This window comes from Streptomyces sp. SID4985 (genome assembly GCF_009863025.1).
Lineage (GTDB): Bacteria > Actinomycetota > Actinomycetes > Streptomycetales > Streptomycetaceae > Streptomyces.
In genome coordinates this window covers 1-17,023 of the sequence record NZ_WWIR01000719.1, presented here as the reverse complement: position 1 = coordinate 17,023, position 17,023 = coordinate 1, and the positions used below count along the sequence as shown (strand labels likewise).

17 protein-coding genes and 2 pseudogenes are annotated in these 17,023 nt (G+C 74.0%); 15 read left to right on the top strand and 4 right to left on the bottom strand.

From position 1 onward, the window contains the following. The 4 genes and pseudogenes from GTW40_RS32110 to GTW40_RS32095 form a co-directional block, all read left to right on the top strand. A pseudogene (locus tag GTW40_RS32110) lies at positions 1-286 on the top strand (hypothetical protein); the annotation flags it as partial. Beyond that, the gene (locus GTW40_RS32105; RefSeq protein ID WP_161183649.1) at positions 279-1,676 is read left to right on the top strand and encodes an FAD-dependent oxidoreductase; all 1,398 of its coding nucleotides are present in this window, start codon (positions 279-281) and stop codon (positions 1,674-1,676) included. The pseudogene GTW40_RS32110 and the gene GTW40_RS32105, both read left to right, overlap by 8 nt. A 91-nt stretch (positions 1,677-1,767) precedes the next feature. Then, positions 1,768-2,115, top strand: a complete 348-nt coding sequence (locus GTW40_RS32100) for a tetratricopeptide repeat protein (RefSeq protein ID WP_161183648.1) — start codon at positions 1,768-1,770, stop codon at positions 2,113-2,115. Between the two features lie 113 nt (positions 2,116-2,228). After that, entirely contained in the window at positions 2,229-2,873 is a 645-nt protein-coding gene (locus tag GTW40_RS32095; RefSeq protein WP_161183647.1) for a peptide deformylase, read from the top strand. Between the two features lie 9 nt (positions 2,874-2,882). Here the strand turns inward: GTW40_RS32095 and GTW40_RS32090 are convergent, their stop codons facing one another. Then, complete coding sequence (locus GTW40_RS32090; protein ID WP_161183646.1) at positions 2,883-4,313, bottom strand: NAD(P)/FAD-dependent oxidoreductase; 1,431 nt, start codon at positions 4,311-4,313, stop codon at positions 2,883-2,885. 191 nt (positions 4,314-4,504) lie between these two features. On the opposite strand from GTW40_RS32090, the gene trxA reads away from it, so the two are divergent. After that, a complete protein-coding gene (trxA, locus tag GTW40_RS32085; protein ID WP_161183645.1) occupies positions 4,505-4,894 on the top strand; it encodes a thioredoxin in 390 nt (129 codons plus the stop codon). Between the two features lie 50 nt (positions 4,895-4,944). Here the strand turns inward: trxA and GTW40_RS32080 are convergent, their stop codons facing one another. Next, entirely contained in the window at positions 4,945-5,940 is a 996-nt protein-coding gene (locus GTW40_RS32080; RefSeq protein WP_161183644.1) for a LacI family DNA-binding transcriptional regulator, read from the bottom strand. Between the two features lie 153 nt (positions 5,941-6,093). On the opposite strand from GTW40_RS32080, the gene GTW40_RS32075 reads away from it, so the two are divergent. Both GTW40_RS32075 and GTW40_RS32070 read left to right on the top strand, forming a co-directional pair. Continuing rightward, positions 6,094-6,771 (top strand): TetR/AcrR family transcriptional regulator C-terminal domain-containing protein, encoded by a 678-nt coding sequence (locus GTW40_RS32075; protein WP_161183643.1) that lies wholly within the window; start codon positions 6,094-6,096, stop codon positions 6,769-6,771. Positions 6,772-6,788: 17 nt separating this feature from the next. Continuing rightward, positions 6,789-7,940 (top strand): NAD(P)/FAD-dependent oxidoreductase, encoded by a 1,152-nt coding sequence (locus GTW40_RS32070; protein ID WP_161183642.1) that lies wholly within the window; start codon positions 6,789-6,791, stop codon positions 7,938-7,940. Positions 7,941-7,978: 38 nt separating this feature from the next. Here the strand turns inward: GTW40_RS32070 and GTW40_RS32065 are convergent, their stop codons facing one another. Next, positions 7,979-8,659 carry a TetR/AcrR family transcriptional regulator gene (locus GTW40_RS32065; protein ID WP_202486704.1) on the bottom strand — a complete coding sequence of 227 codons (681 nt, stop codon included), beginning with the start codon at positions 8,657-8,659 and terminating at the stop codon, positions 7,979-7,981. A gap of 105 nt (positions 8,660-8,764) precedes the next feature. Here GTW40_RS32065 and GTW40_RS32060 point away from each other — a divergent pair, with 105 nt between their 5' ends. From GTW40_RS32060 to GTW40_RS32040, 5 genes are all read left to right on the top strand, one after another. Then, entirely contained in the window at positions 8,765-9,328 is a 564-nt protein-coding gene (locus tag GTW40_RS32060) for an NAD(P)H-dependent oxidoreductase (RefSeq protein ID WP_161183641.1), read from the top strand. Positions 9,329-9,544: 216 nt separating this feature from the next. Further along, the gene (locus tag GTW40_RS32055) at positions 9,545-10,516 is read left to right on the top strand and encodes an alpha/beta hydrolase (protein ID WP_161183640.1); all 972 of its coding nucleotides are present in this window, start codon (positions 9,545-9,547) and stop codon (positions 10,514-10,516) included. A 67-nt stretch (positions 10,517-10,583) separates the two neighbouring features. After that, entirely contained in the window at positions 10,584-10,802 is a 219-nt protein-coding gene (locus tag GTW40_RS32050) for a hypothetical protein (protein ID WP_202486703.1), read from the top strand. A 140-nt stretch (positions 10,803-10,942) separates the two neighbouring features. Beyond that, positions 10,943-12,424: a flotillin family protein gene (locus GTW40_RS32045; RefSeq protein WP_237525872.1), complete on the top strand. Its 1,482-nt coding sequence runs from the start codon at positions 10,943-10,945 to the stop codon at positions 12,422-12,424. Positions 12,425-12,507: 83 nt separating this feature from the next. After that, on the top strand, positions 12,508-12,954 hold the full coding sequence (locus GTW40_RS32040) for a type II toxin-antitoxin system PemK/MazF family toxin (RefSeq protein WP_161183638.1): 447 nt from the start codon (positions 12,508-12,510) through the stop codon (positions 12,952-12,954). Here GTW40_RS32040 and GTW40_RS32035 read toward each other — a convergent pair. Next, entirely contained in the window at positions 12,939-13,805 is an 867-nt protein-coding gene (locus GTW40_RS32035; protein WP_161183637.1) for a TIGR02452 family protein, read from the bottom strand. The two genes, GTW40_RS32040 and GTW40_RS32035, sit on opposite strands and share 16 nt — an antisense overlap. 289 nt (positions 13,806-14,094) lie before the next feature. On the opposite strand from GTW40_RS32035, the gene egtA reads away from it, so the two are divergent. The 3 genes and pseudogenes from egtA to GTW40_RS32020 form a co-directional block, all read left to right on the top strand. Next, on the top strand, positions 14,095-15,408 hold the full coding sequence (gene egtA / locus GTW40_RS32030) for an ergothioneine biosynthesis glutamate--cysteine ligase EgtA (RefSeq protein WP_161183636.1): 1,314 nt from the start codon (positions 14,095-14,097) through the stop codon (positions 15,406-15,408). Then, positions 15,405-16,739 carry an ergothioneine biosynthesis protein EgtB gene (egtB, locus tag GTW40_RS32025; RefSeq protein ID WP_161183635.1) on the top strand — a complete coding sequence of 445 codons (1,335 nt, stop codon included), beginning with the start codon at positions 15,405-15,407 and terminating at the stop codon, positions 16,737-16,739. Before egtA ends, egtB begins: the two co-directional genes overlap by 4 nt. Next, a pseudogene (locus tag GTW40_RS32020) lies at positions 16,739-17,023 on the top strand (class II glutamine amidotransferase); the annotation flags it as partial. The gene egtB and the pseudogene GTW40_RS32020, both read left to right, overlap by 1 nt.

Sequence of the window (17,023 nt, the reverse complement as noted above, 5' to 3'; positions counted from 1 at the left end):
GGCGGCGCACACCCCGCCCGCGCAACCCCCGGCCGCGCCCACTCCGTCCACGCAACCCCCGTCCCCGCAATCCCCGGCCACGCCCACTCCGGGCGACCGAGCCCTGAGCGACCCGGCCCCGGACGGCCGCCGGGGCGCCGGTCCCGCCCGCTCCGCGGACCCCGTGCGGATCGGCGGCGACGAGGACGAGATCGAGGCCATCTCCCGTGTGTTCCACCGCGCACGGATCATCGACCCCGTCCGCCGACGGGTGATTCCCGAAGAAAGCATGAGCACCCATGTCTGATGTTCCCCGGCCCACCGCTGTCGTCATCGGCGCCAGTATCGGCGGCCTCCTCGCGGCGGCGGCACTCGTCGAGCACGCCGACGTGACCGTGATCGAGCGGGACACGCTGCCCGCGGGTCTCGCGCCGCGCCGGGGCGTTCCCCAGGCCCGGCACGCGCATCTGGTCTGGTGGGGCGGGGTACTCGCGTTCCGGGAGCTGCTGCCGGGGTTCGTGGAGGAGCTGGTGGAGCGGGGGGCACGCCTGGTGCCCATCATGGCCGAGATGGTGTCCCGCGCCCCCAACGAGGTCTGGTTCCGCCGCTTCACCGCCACCCACCACCGCAACCTGGTGTGCTCGCGCGACCTGTTGGACGGCGTGCTCCGCGAACGCGTCCTCGCCGATCCGCGCCTGACACTGCGTCAGGGCACCACCGCACTCGGTCTCGCGGGAGAGGCGGCACGTGTCACCGGCGTCCGCGTGCGCACGGAGGGGCGGTACGGCGAGGAGACGCTGGCCGCCGATCTGGTGGTCGACGCGTCGGGCCGGGGCTCCCGGGCGCCGCGCTGGCTCGGGGAGTTGGGGCTTCCCGAGGTCGTGGAGCGCGAGGTGAACGCCGGGGTCGCCTACGCCACGCGGCTGTTCCGCGCCCCCGCCGGAAGCCTGGAGCTGCCCTTCCCGCTCGTCAACGTGCAGGCGAACCCCGCGAAGGCGCCGGGGCGCGGCGGCATCATCCTGCCCATCGAGGACGGCCGCTGGATCGTCACGCTCTCGGGCACCCGGGGCGGTGAACCCACCGGCGATCCGGCCGAGTTCACCGATTTCGCGCTGAAGCTCGGCGATCCGGTCATCGGGGAGCTGATCCGCGACGCCGAGCCGCTCGGGGAGGTCGTGACCACCCGCAGCACCGCCAACCGGCGCCGCTACTTCGAGAAGCTGCGCGCGTGGCCCGACGGTTTCGTGGTGACCGGGGACGCCGTGGCGGGCTACAACCCCGTCTACGGGCACGGCATCACGGTCGCCGCCCAGAGCGCCCTCGCGCTCGGCACGCTGACCGGCACCGGCGGGCTCGCCCGCCCCGGCACCGGGCGGCGGCTGCAGCGCGCGGTGACGCGCCCGGTCGCCGCCGCGTGGGACCTGGCCATCGGGCAGGACGTGTTCTACCCGGGCGCGAGCGACCGTCCGCCGAACCGCGCCGAGCGCGCCCTCGCGGCCTTCGTGGACCGCGCCGTCGCCACCGGCGCCCGCAATCCGCGCGCCCTCGGGGCGCTCCTCGACGTGATGAGCCTGGAGAAGCCCGCGACCCGCCTCTTCTCCCCCGACATGCTCGTCCCGATGCTCTTCGGCCCCAAGCGGCCGTTCCTGTCGCAGGCCCCGCTGACCGAGGAGGAGCTGAAGTCCATCACCGGCTGACGCCCCGCGTGACGACCGTCACGTGTCACCGCGCAATGTAGTGAAATATTCAACAACCCCGGTGGGTTGTACCCGGCGAAGGAGGTCACCAGTGGACACCACGTACTACGACCACGGCACCCTCGCCGAGCGCTGGGAGCGGGCGGGCATGTTCTTCGACGCCAAGGACTACGCGCGCGCCGCGAAGGTCCTCGCCGGCCTGGTCGAGGAGGTGCCGGAGCAGACCGCGCCCCGGCTGCTGCTGGCCCGCGCCTACTACCACTCCGCGCAGCTCGGCCGCGCGGAGGCGGAGCTGCGGACCATCGTGGAGCGCGACCCGGTGGAGCACTACGCCCGACTGATGCTGGGCCGCACGCTCGAACGCCAGGCGCGGCACACGGAGGCGGAGCCGCACCTGCGGATCGCGTCCGCGCTCGCGGGCGACTTCCCGCAGGAGTGACCGGCGGGCGACGCCCTGCCGAACGAACGGAACAGCACGGTTCTCCCGGGCCCGGCGCGGGCGTTGTCGCCCACGCCGGGCCCGCGTGTGTGCCGCCGTGGCATCCTGACCGGATGCCACTCCCCAGCGATCACCCGCCCCTGGCCGAGCGGATCGAGGAACTCCTCGCCGCCGGTGGCCCGTTGCCCATCGTCACGGCCGGCCATCCCGTCCTGCGCCGCCCCGCCGAACCGTACGAGGGGCAGCTCTCCCCCGCCCTCCTGGAGCGGTTCGTGGCGGCGCTGCGCGTGACCATGCACGCCGCTCCCGGGGTCGGCGTGGCCGCCCCGCAGGTGGGGGTGCCCCTGCGGATCGCGGTGCTGGAGGACCCGGCGACGATCCCCGAGGAGATCGCGGCGGCCCGGGGCCGGGTGCCGCTGCCGTTCCGGGTGCTGGTCAATCCGTCGTACGAGGCCGCCGGGCCGGAGCTCGCCGCGTTCTACGAGGGCTGCCTCAGCGTGCCCGGCTACCAGGCGGTCGTGGCCCGGCACGCGCGGGTGCGGCTGCGCGGGCAGGACGAGCGGGGCCGCGCGCTGGACGAGGAGGTCTCGGGGTGGCCCGCCCGGATCGTGCAGCACGAGACGGACCACCTGGACGGCACCCTCTACCTGGACCGCGCGGAGCCGCGCTCGCTGTCCACCAACGAGGCGGCCGCCGCCCTGTGGGCCCAGCCGACGCCCGGGACCGCGGCGAAGGTGCTGGGCTTTGAACTCCCCTGACCGGCGAGGCTAGTTGTCGCGGTACGCCTCAAGCAGCCGCAGCCACACCTCGCCCAGCGTCGGGAACGGCGGGACCACGTGCCAGAGCCGGTCGAGCGGTACCCGGCCGGCGACGGCGACCGTCCCGGAGTGCACGAGCTCGCCCGCGCCGGGGCCGACGAAGGTGACGCCCCGCAGGATGCCCTCCTCCAGGTCGACCACCATGCGGGCGCGGCCGGTGTAGTCGTCGCCGTAGAGCGAGGCGCCCGCGACCGAGCCGAAGTCCACGTCCACGGCGCGGACCCGGTGCCCCGCCTCCTCCGCCTCGGCCAGCGAGAGGCCGACGGCGGCGGCCTCGGGGTCGGTGAAGACGACCTGGGGCACGGCGTAGTGGTCGGCGGTGGCCGCGTGCGCGCCCCAGGGCTCGTCCTGGAGCGGCACGCCCGCCGCGCGGGCCGCGATGGCGGCGCCCGCGATCCGGGCCTGGTACTTGCCCTGGTGGGTGAGGAGGGCGCGCCCGTTGACATCACCGACCGCGTACAGCCAGTCGGTGTCCGGGACGCGCAGGGTGTCGTCCACCTCCAGCCAGCCACCCGGCTCCAGATCCACGGTGTCGAGCCCGATGTCGTCCGTCTGCGGGGCGCGCCCGGTGGCGAAGAGGATCTCGTCGGCCTCGATGCGCTCGCCGCCGTCCGTGACGGCCACGACCTTGCCGTTCTCCCGCGTGACGGACGCGACGGACGTGTGCGTGCGGATGTCGGCGCCCGCCTCGGTGAGGGCCTTGGCGACCAGCTCCCCGGCGAAGGGCTCCATGCGGCCGAGCAGCCGCTCGCCCCGGACGAGCAGGGTGACCCGGGAGCCGAGGGCCTGCCAGGCGGTGGCCATCTCGGTGGCGACGACTCCGCCGCCGACGACGATCAGACTGCCGGGTGCTTGCTGGGCGCTGGTGGCCTCGCGGCTGGTCCACGGCTCGACCTCGGCGAGTCCGGGCAGCCCCGGGAGCCTGGCGCGGGTTCCGGTGGCGACGACGACCGCCTGCCGGGCGGTGAGCGTGGTGACCGTGCCGTCCGAGGCGGTCACGGTGACCGTGCGCGGCCCGGCGAGACGGCCCCGGCCCCGGTAGAGGTCGGCCCCGACGCCCTCCAGCCAGCCCACCTGGCCGTCGTCCTTCCAGTGCGAGGCGAACCCGTCCCGGCGGGCGAGCACGGCGGACGTGTCGAGCGGGCCGCGCACCGCCTCGGCCAGTCCGGGCAGGCGGCGGGCGTCGGCCTGGGCGATGACCGGCCTGAGCAGCGCCTTGCTCGGCATGCAGGCCCAGTACGAGCACTCGCCGCCGACGAGTTCGCTCTCCACCACGGCGGTGGACAGACCGGCCGCGCGGGTCCGGTCGGCGACGTTCTCCCCCACGGGCCCGGCCCCGAGCACCACGACGTCGTACGCGATGGCTTCCGTTTCCGTCATGCGCCCAGTGTGGTGGGTGGCGGGCGCGGGGGCCACACGGTACGCGCGCGGGTCCGGCGCCCGCGGGTGGGGACCGGGCCGGTACGGGTGCGGTTTCTGCGGGTACGGGTGAGATGTGCGGCGGAATAGCCGGACCGGAGGGCGTGTTTGTGCCGAGGGCAGCACCCCCACACCAGGAAGAGGGAGATGCCATGAGCGGCAACACCGTGGAGCTGACCAAGGAGAACTTCGACCAGACGGTGCAGGACAACGAGTTCGTCCTCATCGACTTCTGGGCGGACTGGTGCGGCCCCTGCAAGCAGTTCGCGCCGGTCTACGACAAGGCCGCGGCGGAGAATCCCGACCTGGTGTTCGCCAAGGTGGACACCGAGGCCCAGCCGGAGCTGGCCCAGGCGTTCGGCATCCAGTCGATCCCGACGCTGATGATCGTCCGGGACCAGGTGGCGGTCTACGCCCAGCCGGGCGCGCTGCCCGAGCCGGCCCTCGTCGACATCATCAAGCAGGCCCGCGAGCTGAACATGGACGAGGTGCGCAAGGACATCGCGGAGCAGGAGGAGCAGGGGGAGGCGGGGCAGCAGTAGGCCCCGGCAACTCCGGCCGCCGCGAAGGGAGTTGACTCGCCTGGTGCGGGTCAGCTGGAGTCGCGGTGGATCAGTGAGGCGTTCAGGACCGCGCGGACCCCGGGTTCCCGCCCGGGGTCGCGTACGACGCCGTCCACGAACGCGGCCAGCTCGTGCCCCGAGGGCACGTCCAGGCGGACGGTGCTGAGCCGGGGGCGCAGCAGTCTGCCGAGCATGAGGTCCCCGGCGCCGACTACGGCCACCTCGACGGGGACGCGCAGTCCCGCGTCCTCCAGCGCGCGCATGAGGAGCATCGCGTATTCGTCGTCGTAGGCGAAGACCGCGTCCAGGCCGGGCCATCGGTCCGCGAGCCGGGCGGCGGCCGACTCGGTGTAATCCAGCGGGAGTTCGGTGACGGTGGCGTCCGTGCCGCGCAGCGCCTCGCGCACGCCCGCCAGGCGCGGGCGGGAGAACACGTCCAGGGCCCGGTCCTCCGGGACGACCACCCCGATACGGCGTCTTCCCCTCGCGTGCAGATGCGCGCCCGCCCGGCGGCCGACGACCGCGTGGTCCATGAGCAGGGCGTGCGCCCCCTGGACGCGGCCGGGGCCGAGGGTCACCACGGCGCGGGCTCCGGCGCGCTTGAGGACCTCGACACCCTTCGGGCCGGGTCCGGTGCCGGGGATCAGTACGGCGACGGGGCGTAACTCGGCCCAGGCGCGGGCGGATTCGTCGTCCTGGAGGCCGAGGGCGCCGTACTGGACGACGGTGTAGTCGAGGCGGCCGAGGGCGGACTGGAGTTCACCGAGGAAGCGGCTGTGCAGCGGGCCCGCCGGGACGGCGGGGGCGGGCATCACGACCATCCGGCTGTGCCCGGCGCGCAGGGTGCGCGCGGCCGCGTGCGGGACGTAGCCGAGTTCGCGCGCGGCCTCGCGCACACGGAGGCGCGTCGGCTCGCTGATACGCACGGCGCCGGTGTCGTTGAGGACGTAGGACACGGTCGCGCGGGAGACCCCGGCCAGGCGGGCGACGTCCGCGCTCGTGGGCGTGTTCGGTATCTGCACCATGACGGAACGCATCCTGGCAGAGGCGCCGGGGGCCGCTTCGGGCGGGGCGAGGTCGTACAGAACCGGACGAGAACGGGGGGCCTCGCACGACGATTTACGAACGCGTTCGCTACGAACTTGTTCGTGACGAACATGTTCGTTACGCTGCGGCTCATGCCCGCTTCTCCCCAGCACTCCCCCCGTTCCCGCCGCGAGCGCCCCGCGAAGCCCGCGCTCAGCCGTGAGGTCGTCGTCGCGACCGCCGTGGCCGTGATGCGTACCGAAGGGCTGCGCAAGGTGACCATGCGGCGGCTGGCACAGGAGCTGGACACGGGCCCCGCCTCGCTGTACGTCTACGTGCGCAACACGGACGAGCTGCACGCCGCCGTCCTGGACGAACTGCTCGGCACCGTCCCCCCGGCCCCGGAGGGGGGCACCTGGCGCGAGCGCCTCGAGCATGTGCTCGTCGCCTGCACCGGCATGCTCCTCGCCCACCCGGAGCTGGCCCGCGCGGCGCTCACCGCCCGGCCGCGCGGCCCGCACTACCTGAATCTGATCGAGACCCTGCTCGCCCTGCTCGACGAGGGCGGGGTGCCGCGCGCACAGGCCGCCTGGGGTGTCGATCTGCTGCTCCAGCACGCCGTCGCGACCGCCGCCGAACACGCCGGGGGCGACAGCCCGGAGGAGTGGGAGGAGCTGATCGGCGTACTGCGCCGGGCGGCCGAGGACCCCACCCGTCCGCACATCGCGGCGGCCGCCCACGTCCTGCTCTCGGGCACGCCCGAGAACCGCGTGTCGTGGGCCTTCCAGACCCTGATCAACGGCATCGAGCGCACCGCCGTACCCGAGTGAGCCCCCAGGAGGCCACCATGACCGCATCCGCTCCCGTACCCCACCACCCGATCGCCGTCGTCGGCGCCGGGCTCGGCGGGCTCACGCTCGCCCGGGTGCTGCACACCCGCGGCGTCGAGGCGGCCCTGTTCGACCTCGACGCCTCGCCCGAGGCGCGCACCCAGGGCGGGATGCTCGACATCCACGAGGAGTCCGGGCAGAACGCACTGCGCGCGGCCGGGCTGCACGAGGAGTTCCTCGCCCGGGTGCACCGGGGTGGCGAGGCGACCCGCGTCCTGGACCGGCACGCCGTAGTGCACCACGACGCGCCGGACGACGGCGAGGGCGGCCGCCCCGAGATCGACCGGGGCGACCTGCGCGACCTGCTCCTCGGCTCGCTGCCGCAGGGCACGATCCGCTGGGGCGCGAAGGTGACCGGGGCGCGGCCGCTCGGCGGCGGACGGCACGAGGTCACGCTCGCGGACGGCGGTGTCTTCACCACCGACCTGCTGGTCGGCGCGGACGGCGCCTGGTCGCGGATACGCCCGCTGGTCACGGACGCGGTGCCCGCGTACGCCGGGATCTCGTTCGTGGAGACGGACCTGCCCGAGGCGGACGAGCGGCATCCGGTGAGCGCCGGGGTGATCGGCGCCGGGATGCTGTTCGCGCTGGGCGCCGGGCGGGGCTTCCTCGCGCACCGCGAGACGGACGGCGGGCTGCACGTCTACACGGCCGTCGAGGCGCCGGAGGACTGGCTCGACGGCATCGACTTCACGGACACCGAGGCGGCCAAGGACGCGGTGCTCAAGGAGTTCGACGGCTGGGACGACACCCTGAAGGCGCTGGTGCGGGACGCGGAGGGCGCGCTGGTGCCGCGCCGGATCCACGCCCTGCCGGTCGGCCTGCGCTGGGACCGCGTCCCCGGTGTCACCCTCCTCGGCGACGCCGCCCATCTGATGTCCCCGTTCGCGGGCGAGGGCGCCAACCTCGCCCTCCTGGACGGCGCCGAACTGGGCCTCGCCCTGGCCGCCCACCCCGGCGACACGGAGGCCGCCCTGACCGCCTACGAGACGGAGATGTTCGGGCGCGCGGAAGCCTCCGCGACCGACTCCGCGCAGCAGGGGCGGCTCCTGTTCCGCGAGGACTCCGCCCAGGTGCTGACGGCGATGTTCACGGGGGCCGAGGGCTGAGGCCCCGGGGCACGGAGGTGCGGGGCTGGAACTGGTGTTCAGCCCCGCTGGCCCGTCAGCCGGTCCACCAGGTCCAGCCAGCCCGTCTCCAGCCGCTCCATCGGCATCCCGCACTGGCGGGTGAGGTGGTGGATCAGCGCGGGGTCGAGGTAGGCCAGGAGCGGCTGGGCGAGGAGCTCGCAGTCGGCGTCGGGGACGAGGCGGCGCAGCAGCATCGTGACGTGGGTGCGCAGCGCCTGCGCGGAGGGGTGCTTGTAGCGGCGCCCCGGGTCCGGCTGGGCCGCCAGCTGCAGGTCCAGCTGCTCCGCCGAGCGGTAGAGGACGGCCACACCGAAGGCGCGCAGCCGCTCCAGGGGCGGTGCGCCGGGGCCGAGCGGGGGCGGACCGGCGAGGAAGTCCTCCTGGAGCGTGCGCGCGGAGTGGTCGAGCAGCGCGGTCAGCAGTCCGGTGCGGTCGCCGAAGCGACGGAACACGGTGCCCTTGCCGACCTTGGCCGCGGCCGCCACCGCCTCCATGGTCACCCCGGCCGCTCCGTGCTCGGCGATCAGCCGGGAGGCCGCCTCCAGCAGCCGCGCCCGGTTGCGGGCCGCGTCGGCGCGCAGACACGGCTCGTCGGCGGCCGGGGCGGGGCCCACCTCCAGCAACTGGGGCTCGTCGAAGGGGTCCTCGGGTTGCGGACAGGGCGGCAGAGCGCTGGACATGAAGACAGCGTAAAGCATGGGGAACAAAACTGGACCCTGGTCCGGTTAGGGTGGTAGAAATCTAAACGGACCTCGGTCCGGATCGTTTCAAGCGTGTTTCAGCCACCCCCTTGGAGTACTCCCATGTCCGTACGCATCCTCGCGCTCGTCGGCAGCCTCCGCGCCGGTTCGCACAACCGCCAGCTCGCCGAGGCCGCCGCCAAGCTCGCCCCCGAGGGCGCCGAGGTCGAGATCTTCGAGGGCCTCGCCGACGTCCCGTTCTACAACGAGGACCTGGACGTCGAGGGCCAGGTTCCGGCCGCCGCCGTCAAGCTGCGCGAGGCCGCCCAGGCCGCCGACGCGTTCCTGCTCTTCGCCCCCGAGTACAACGGCACCATCCCGGCCGTCCTGAAGAACGCCATCGACTGGCTGTCCCGCCCGTACGGCGCCGGCGCCTTCACCGGCAAGCCCGTCGCCGTCATCGGCACCGCCTTCGGCCAGTACGGCGGCGTGTGGGCCCAGGACGACGCCCGCAAGGCCGTGGGCATCGCCGGTGGCAAGGTCATCGAGGACATCAAGCTCTCGATCCCCGGCTCCGTGACCCGCTTCGCCGAGACCCACCCGGTCGACGACGCCGAGGTCGCCGCCCAGCTGTCCGAGGTCGTCACGCGCCTGCACGGCAGCGCGGGCGAGATCCTGGCCGCCTGAGCCAGAGCAGCCCTGCAGGGGGGCCGGAGCCATGATGGCTCCGGCCCCCTTCCGCACTGTTCCGGGGCCGTATGCGCACTCCGCCCCGGGCCGTACCCAGGTCGCACCCGGGCCGCCCCCGACGTCCGCGCCGCCCCGGAGTCGTCCCGCATGCGCGAAACGGCGGACCATGGGCAGACGGAGCCACATCCCGTCACCCGAGCCCGAGGAGACCCCATGCGTCCGGAGCCGCCCCCGTTCGACCCGGAACTCGCCCCCGTGCTCGAACCGTTCAAGGACGCCCCGCCCCTCACCCCGGACGGGATCGCCGCCGCGCGGCAGACCGCCGAGGCCGTACCCCCGGACCTGCTGGACGTCACGCTCGGCGGCGCCTTCGTCGCGGAGGACCGCACGGTGCCCGGACCCGAGGGGGCACCGGACATCTCCCTGCTGATCTGCCGCCCCGCCGACGCCGCCCCCGGCGCCCGGCTGCCGGTGATCTACCACGTCCACGGCGGTGGCATGGTCCTCGGCACCAACCGGGCCGGGGTGGACGCCCCGCTGCACTGGGCGCGCGATCTCGGCGGCGCGGTGGTCGTCTCCGTGGAGTACCGGCTCGCCCCCGAACACCCCTATCCCGCACCGGTGGAGGACGTGTACGCCGGGTTCCTGTGGACCGCGCGGAACGCGGAGGACCTCGGCGGCGACCCGGACCGGATCGTCCTCGCGGGCGCCAGCGCGGGCGGCGGTCTCACGGCGGCGCTCGCGCTGCTGCTCCGCGACCGCCAAGGCCCGCCCGTACTCGGCCAGTTGCTGATGTACCCGATGCTGGACGACCGCAACGACACCGGCTCCAGCCACCAGATGGCCGGGGTGGACGTGTGGGACCGCTCCGCCAACGAGACCGGCTGGTCGGCGCTGCTCGGCGAGCGCCGGGGCGGCCCCGACGTCCCGCCGTACGCCGCCCCGGCCCGCGCGACCGACCTCACCCGGCTGCCCCCGGCCTTCCTGGACGTGGGCTCGGCGGAGACCTTCCGGGACGAGGTGGTGGCCTACGCCTCCCGCATCTGGGGCTGCGGCGGAGTGGCCGAACTCCACGTCTGGCCGGGCGGGTTCCACGGCTTCGACGGCCTGGCGCCGAAGACCGCGCTGTCCCGCACCGCCCGCGCGGCCCGATTCGACTGGCTGCGGCGCCTGTTGAACCGGTAGGCGCGGGCCGGAGGTTGAACCGGTAGGCCCCACTCGGACCGCGCCTCTCCGCGCTTACCCTGTGCACATGGGCGATGCGTCGATGGTCGGGCTGATGGGACGGGTGACGGGAACGGTCGGCCCGGGGCTGGTCGGCGAGGTGATCGTCCGGGTGCGCGGCGGCGCCGAGCACTTCCTCGCGTACGCGGCCGACAGCGGCACCCGGATCGAGCCCGGCGCCGTGGTCATGGTGGTGGAACACCTGCCGCCGCGCACGGTCTACGTCACGCCCGCGTACGACGGTTGAGCGCGCCCCGCCCCAGGTGAGAGCCCTGTTCGTCAAGATTGTGACAAGGCTCCGCCGGGGTCTTCTCCCCGTACCCGCGCAGGTGCACACTCCCTTCGTCCGGTGCCGTCAAGGGCACCATGTCAAGGGGGCGTTTGCCGATGATCGTCGGCGTCGTTGCGGGGGCGGCGGTTGCCGCCGTCCTCGTCCTGATCGGTGTGTTCAAGATGATGTGGCGGGTCGCGGAACCCAACGAGGCCCTCATCATCTCGGGGTCCAGACACCGTACCGAGGGTGTCGAGGAGGGCATGGGTTTCCGCATCGTCACGGGGCGCGGCACGCTCGTGCTGCCCGGTGTGCAAGCGGTGCGCAAGCTCTCGCTGGACCTGAACGAGACCGAGCTGCACGTGGACTGCGTGACCCAGCAGGGCATCCCGCTGAAGGTGCGGGGCGTGGTCATCTTCAAGGTGGGCGACGACTATGTGTCGGTCGCCAACGCGGCCCGGCGTTTCCTGGACCAGCAGAAGCTGATGTCGGAGCGGGTGCACAACGTCTTCGCCGGTCATCTCCGTTCCATCGTGGGCGGGTTGACGGTCGAGGAGATGATCCGCGACCGGGAGAAGCTGACCGGCCAGACCCGGGCCGCCTGCGGTACGGAGATGGAGAAGCTGGGTCTGATCGTGGACTCGCTCCAGATCCACGAGATCGAGGACCCGACCGGGTACATCCAGAACCTGGCGATGCCGCACGCCGCCGCCGTACAGCGGGACGCGCGCATCGCGCAGGCCGAGGCCAACCGGCTCGCCACCGAGGCCGAGCAGCAGTCGTACGCCCGGATGGCCGAGGCCACCCGGGACAGCGAGATCCTCCAGGCCGGTTACCAGGCCGAGCGGGACAAGGCGGCGGCGAAGTCCCGGCAGGCCGGGCCGCTCGCGGACGCGGCCGCGCGGCAGGAGGTCGTGGTCCAGGAGACCCGGGTCGCGGAGCTGGAGGCCAACCGCCGCGAGCAGCAGCTCCAGGCGGACGTCCGCAAGCCCGCGGACGCCAAGGCGTACGAGAAGCGGACGCTGGCCGAGGCCGAGCGCGACGCGCGGATCTCGGCCGCCCAGGCCAAGGCGAAGGAGACGGAACTGGCGGCGGCCGCCGAGGCGACCCGGGTCAAGGCCGCCGCCGGAGCCGAGGCCGAGGCCACCAAGAGCCGGGGTGCCGCCACCGCGTCGGCCACCCGCGCGACCGGTGAGGCGGAGGCCGCCGCCGCGCAGGCGAAGGGTCTCGCGGAGGCCGAGGCCGCCCGGGCCAAGGGTCTGGCGGAGGCGGAAGCCATCAAGGCGCGGGCGGCCGCCCTGGCCGAGAACCAGGAGGCGGTCGTCGCCCAGCAACTCGCCGAGAACTGGCCGGAGATCGTGCGGGCGGGCGCGGACGCGTTCGGCAACGTCGACAACATGGTGCTGCTCAACGGCGCCGACGGCATGGGCGAGTTGTTCGCCAAGGCACTCACCATGGGCGGCACGGGGCTCGGGCTCGCCCGTCAGCTGCTCTCCACGATGGACCACAAGAACCAGGCACCGGGCGCCGGTTCACCCTCGGTCAACGGGGTGACGGCGACGCGGGTTCCGGTGGACGGGGACAAGGGGGACAACTGACCGACGGGCGGCGGCCGTAGCCCTCCGAGGGCGTGAACGGCCGCCGCCCTTCGCGTTGTTGCAGTTCGGCTAGGGTGCGTGGCGTGAGCACGTACAACGATGACAACGTTCCCGGCCGTCACGGCCCCCACGCCACCACCGAGGCCGACCCGCGCGAGATCGGCCGGGTGCGCACCGAGTACTCCCCCGCCCACGACGGCGACCCCGATCCCGGCGAGATCGTCTGGACCTGGGTGCCGTTCGAGGAGAACGACGGCCGGGGCAAGGACCGCCCCGTGCTGGTCGTCGCCCGGGAGGTGGCCGGCACCTTCCTCGCCGTGCAGCTCTCCAGCAAGCGGCACGACAGCCACCGCGACTGGGTGGCGATAGGCCAGGGCCCCTGGGACCGCTCGGACCGCGACTCCTGGGTGGCCGTCGACCGGGTGCTGCGGCTGCACGAGAACGGGATGCGCCGCGAGGCGTGCGCGCTGGACCGGATGCGGTTCAACCTGGTCCGCCAGCGGCTGTACGAGCGCTACGGCTGGACCTGAGCCACCTCGGGTGACGGTCCGGGGCGCACCTCGGCGGCGAAGACCCGCTCGAAGGCGCTCCGCACCGTCGCCCCGGCCGTGCGGTCCAGGACGCCGAACACCACGTGGTCGAAGGTCCCGGTGAACCGGCCGCCGGACACGAGCAGGGTCCGGAAGGCGTTCGCCACCTGTTCCGGGTCGTTCTGGAAGACCCCGCAACCCCACGCACCGAGCACCAGGTGCCGGTGGCCGTGGGCGGCGGCGGTCTCCAGGACCCGCTCGGCCCGCAGCGCGAGGGCGGCCGGTATCTCGCCGGTCCGCCCGGGAGCCTGGCGGCGGATCACGCCCGCGTTCGGGGCGGGCGAGGTGAGGAAGCCGGCCGTGTACGGCTCGGCCAGCAGGCGTCCCCGGTCGTCGCGGAAGACCGGCACCGCCGGGCTGTGGATCACCCGGTCGGAGTAGAAGGGGTCACGGTCCGCCCGGTGGTGGTCGTAGTAGCCGGGTGCCCGGAGCAGACAGGTGTACAGCGCGGAGGCGCGGCACAGGGCCTCCTCCTGGGCCTGGGCGCCGTTGAGATAGCCGCCGCCGGGATTGCGGGCGGAGGCGAAGTTGAGGACGGCCACCGAGGCTCCCGCACCGGTCAGCCGTCGGGCCGCCTCCAGGCTGCTCTCGCCCGTGACCTCGAAGAACGTGTCGCTCAGCGCCGCCGGTGACGGCACCTGGACCGGCTCCGGGCCGTGCAGCCGCGTCCCGGCGCGGGCGGCCTCGATCAGGTCCGCGAGCGGCACCTTCCGGCCGTCCGGCAGCGTGTACTCCCCCTCGGCGACGATCCGCTCGGTCGCCGTCGCCACTCCGCGCAGGCGCGCGCTCACGGCGCCACCCCCGTAAGCGCCCTGAACGCCGCCCGCGCGGCCTCCCCCGTCGTGCTCATGCGGTCATCCTGGGCGATGCTGTTCTCGCGGCGCAACGGAGTTTCCGGGGCCCCGCGGCCCGAGAACCGGACGGGAGGAAACGCGCGAGGAAGCGGAGATGACCGATCCCGAACGTCCCGATGGGCACCCTTGTGCGATGCGGTCCGAGGGTCTTGGGTGGGACGAGGCCCGCCCGGCACACCGGAGGCCGGGCAGGCGACATGGTGGAATCCCACAGGAGCATCCCGACATGTCTGACTCGCTGAGCGACTGCGGTGACTGTACGGATCACCGCACCGCGATCACCGAAGCCGAGGTCGACGCCCTGATCCGGGGCATCTGCTTCAAGACCGGTCCGCCCCGCACGCTCGGGGTGGAGGTGGAGTGGCTGGTCATGGACCCGCGCCGCCCCCGCCACCCGGTCCCGTCCGAACGTCTCGCCGCCCTCTACGCCACCCTGCGTCCCGTCCCCCTGCGCTCGGCGCTCACCGTCGAGCCCGGCGGCCAGCTGGAGCTGAGTTCGCCGCCCGCCGGCTCGCTCATGGAGTGTGTCGGCACCGTGTCCGCCGATCTGGACACCGTCCGCGCGGTCCTCGCCGACGACGGTCTCGCCCTGGTCGGCCTGGGCCATCACCCCTGGCACACCCCGTCCCGCTTCCTGCGCGAAGCACGCTACGACGCCATGGAGGCATGCCTGGACCGCACCGGCCCCGCCGGGCGGCACATGATGCGCGCCTCGGCGTCCGTGCAGGTGTGCGTGGACGCCGGGTACGAGGAGCCGGGGCCGCTGGGCCACGAGCAGCGCTGGTGGCTGGCGCACCGGCTCGGCCCGGTCCTGGTCGCCGCGTTCGCCAACTCCCCGCTGGTCGACGGGCGTCCGTCCGGCCGCCGGTCCGTCCGGCAGTCGTACTGGGCGCAGATCGGGCCCGGCCGCGCCGGTGCCCCGGCGACCGACGGCGAGCCGCGCGCCGACTGGGCCCGGCACGTGCTGGACTCCCCTGTCATGTGCGTCCGCCGGGACGACGGGCCCTGGGAGGTGCCCGAGCAGCTGACCTTCCGCGAGTGGACCCGCTCGCGGGCCGCGCGTCCGCCCACCCGGGCGGACCTCGACTACCACCTGACCACCCTGTTCCCGCCGGTCAGACCGCGCGGTCATCTGGAGCTGCGCATGATCGACGCGCAGCCCGGGGACGACGGCTGGATCGTGCCGCTCGCGGTGACGGCGGCGCTCTTCGACGACCCGGAGGCCGCCGAGGCGGCGCACCGGGCCGTGAAGCCGCTGACCGAACGCGCCCACGGCCTGCCCGCGCCGCACAACCCGCTGTGGGCGGACGCGGCCCGGCTGGGCATGGCCGATCCCGGGCTGTGCGAGGCGGCCGTCGCCTGCTTCACGGCGGCGCTGCGGGCGCTGCCCCGGCTCGGTGCCGAGCCGGAGGTCGTGGCCGCCGTCGCCGGGTACCTGGACCGCTATGTCGCCCGGGGCCGCTGCCCCGCCGACGACCTGCTGGACGGCTCGGGCGGCACGCACCGCCCGGCCCGCGGGAGGAAGGACACGCGCACATGACCGCCCAGGAGACCGGGACGCCCGAGGCGGGGCCGGAGACGCTGCGGGCCCGCGCGCTCGCCTCGCTGGTCACCGCCCGCACCCGGACCACGCTGCTGACCAGCTGTGTCGAGGATCCCGACCTGACCGCCCAGGTCTCGCCGCTGATGTCCCCGCTGGTGTGGGACCTCGCCCACATCGGCAACCAGGAGGAGCTGTGGCTGCTGCGGGCGGTCGGCGGCCGGGAGGCGATGCGGCCGGAGATCGACGGCCTGTACGACGCCTTCGAGCATCCGCGCTCCGAGCGTCCCTCGCTGCCGCTGCTGGCGCCCGAGGAGGCGCGCGCGTACGCGGCCGAGGTGCGCGGCCGGGTCCTCGACCTGCTGGAGGGTGCGGACTTCGAGGGCGACCGGCTCACCGAGTCGGGCTTCGCCTTCGGGATGATCGCGCAGCACGAACAACAGCACGACGAAACGATGCTGATCACCCATCAGCTCCGCACCGGCCCCCAGGCCCTGACCGCCCCCGACCCCGACCCGTCGCCGCCCTTCACCGGTCCGCCCGAAGTCCTGGTCCCCGGCGGCCCGTTCACCATGGGCACCTCCACCGAGCCCTGGGCGCTGGACAACGAACGCCCGGCGCACGTACGGGAAGTGGCGCCGTACTGGATCGACACCACCCCGGTGACGAACGCGGCGTACCAGGAGTTCATCGAGGACGGCGGCTACGACACCGAGCGCTGGTGGAGCCCGGAGGGCTGGGCACACATCCGGCAGCACCCGGTCACCGCCCCGCTGTACTGGCACCGGGACGGCGGGCAGTGGCTCAGGCGCCGCTTCGGCGTCACCGAGCCGGTGCCGCCGGACGAGCCGGTGCTGCACGTGTCCTGGTACGAGGCGGACGCGTACGCCCGCTGGGCCGGGCGGCGGCTGCCCACCGAGGCCGAGTGGGAGAAGGCCGCCCGGCACGACCCCGGCACCGGCCGCTCCCGGCGCTTCCCCTGGGGCGACGACGACCCGACGGCCGCCCACGCCAACCTGGGCCAGCGGCATCTGCGGCCCGCGCCCGCCGGAAGCTATCCGGCCGGTGAATCACCGTACGGCGTACGGCAGTTGATCGGCGACGTGTGGGAGTGGACGTCGAGCGACTTCCTACCGTACCCGGGCTTCACGGTGTTCCCGTACAAGGAGTACTCGGAGGTGTTCTTCGGCCCCGAGTACAAGGTGCTGCGCGGCGGTTCGTTCGCCGTGGGGCAGGTGGCCTGCCGGGGCACGTTCCGCAACTGGGACTATCCGATCCGCCGGCAGATCTTCTCCGGGTTCCGCACCGCACGCGACGCGGAGTCCGCCTGATGTGCCGTCATCTCGCTTACCTCGGACCGGAGTTGTCGCTCGGTGCGCTGCTGGTGGAGCCCGCGCACAGCCTGTACCGGCAGGCGTGGGCTCCCCGGCGGCAGCGCAACGGGACGGTGAACGCCGACGGTTTCGGGGTGGGCTGGTACCCGGCGGACGATCCGGTCCCGGCCCGCTACCGGCGAGCCGGGCCCCTCTGGGCGGACCCGTCCTTCGCCGACCTCGCGCGGGTGATCCGCGCGGGGGCGGTGCTGGCGGCCGTGCGGGACGCGACCCTCGCGGGC

Excerpts from the sequence above, each read along its gene's own strand:
- GTW40_RS32050 (WP_202486703.1), top strand. The coding sequence starts at position 10,584 with ATGGGCGATGCGTCGATGGTCGGGCTGATGGGACGGGTGACGGGAACG.
- GTW40_RS32090 (WP_161183646.1), bottom strand. The coding sequence starts at position 4,313 with ATGACGGAAACGGAAGCCATCGCGTACGACGTCGTGGTGCTCGGGGCC.
- GTW40_RS32095 (WP_161183647.1), top strand. The coding sequence starts at position 2,229 with ATGCCACTCCCCAGCGATCACCCGCCCCTGGCCGAGCGGATCGAGGAA.
- GTW40_RS32055 (WP_161183640.1), top strand. The coding sequence starts at position 9,545 with ATGCGTCCGGAGCCGCCCCCGTTCGACCCGGAACTCGCCCCCGTGCTC.
- GTW40_RS32060 (WP_161183641.1), top strand. The coding sequence starts at position 8,765 with ATGTCCGTACGCATCCTCGCGCTCGTCGGCAGCCTCCGCGCCGGTTCG.
- GTW40_RS32065 (WP_202486704.1), bottom strand. The coding sequence starts at position 8,659 with ATGCTTTACGCTGTCTTCATGTCCAGCGCTCTGCCGCCCTGTCCGCAA.
- GTW40_RS32080 (WP_161183644.1), bottom strand. The coding sequence starts at position 5,940 with ATGGTGCAGATACCGAACACGCCCACGAGCGCGGACGTCGCCCGCCTG.
- GTW40_RS32070 (WP_161183642.1), top strand. The coding sequence starts at position 6,789 with ATGACCGCATCCGCTCCCGTACCCCACCACCCGATCGCCGTCGTCGGC.
- trxA (WP_161183645.1), top strand. The coding sequence starts at position 4,505 with ATGAGCGGCAACACCGTGGAGCTGACCAAGGAGAACTTCGACCAGACG.
- GTW40_RS32075 (WP_161183643.1), top strand. The coding sequence starts at position 6,094 with ATGCCCGCTTCTCCCCAGCACTCCCCCCGTTCCCGCCGCGAGCGCCCC.
- GTW40_RS32045 (WP_237525872.1), top strand. The coding sequence starts at position 10,943 with ATGATCGTCGGCGTCGTTGCGGGGGCGGCGGTTGCCGCCGTCCTCGTC.
- GTW40_RS32105 (WP_161183649.1), top strand. The coding sequence starts at position 279 with ATGTCTGATGTTCCCCGGCCCACCGCTGTCGTCATCGGCGCCAGTATC.
- egtB (WP_161183635.1), top strand. The coding sequence starts at position 15,405 with ATGACCGCCCAGGAGACCGGGACGCCCGAGGCGGGGCCGGAGACGCTG.
- egtA (WP_161183636.1), top strand. The coding sequence starts at position 14,095 with ATGTCTGACTCGCTGAGCGACTGCGGTGACTGTACGGATCACCGCACC.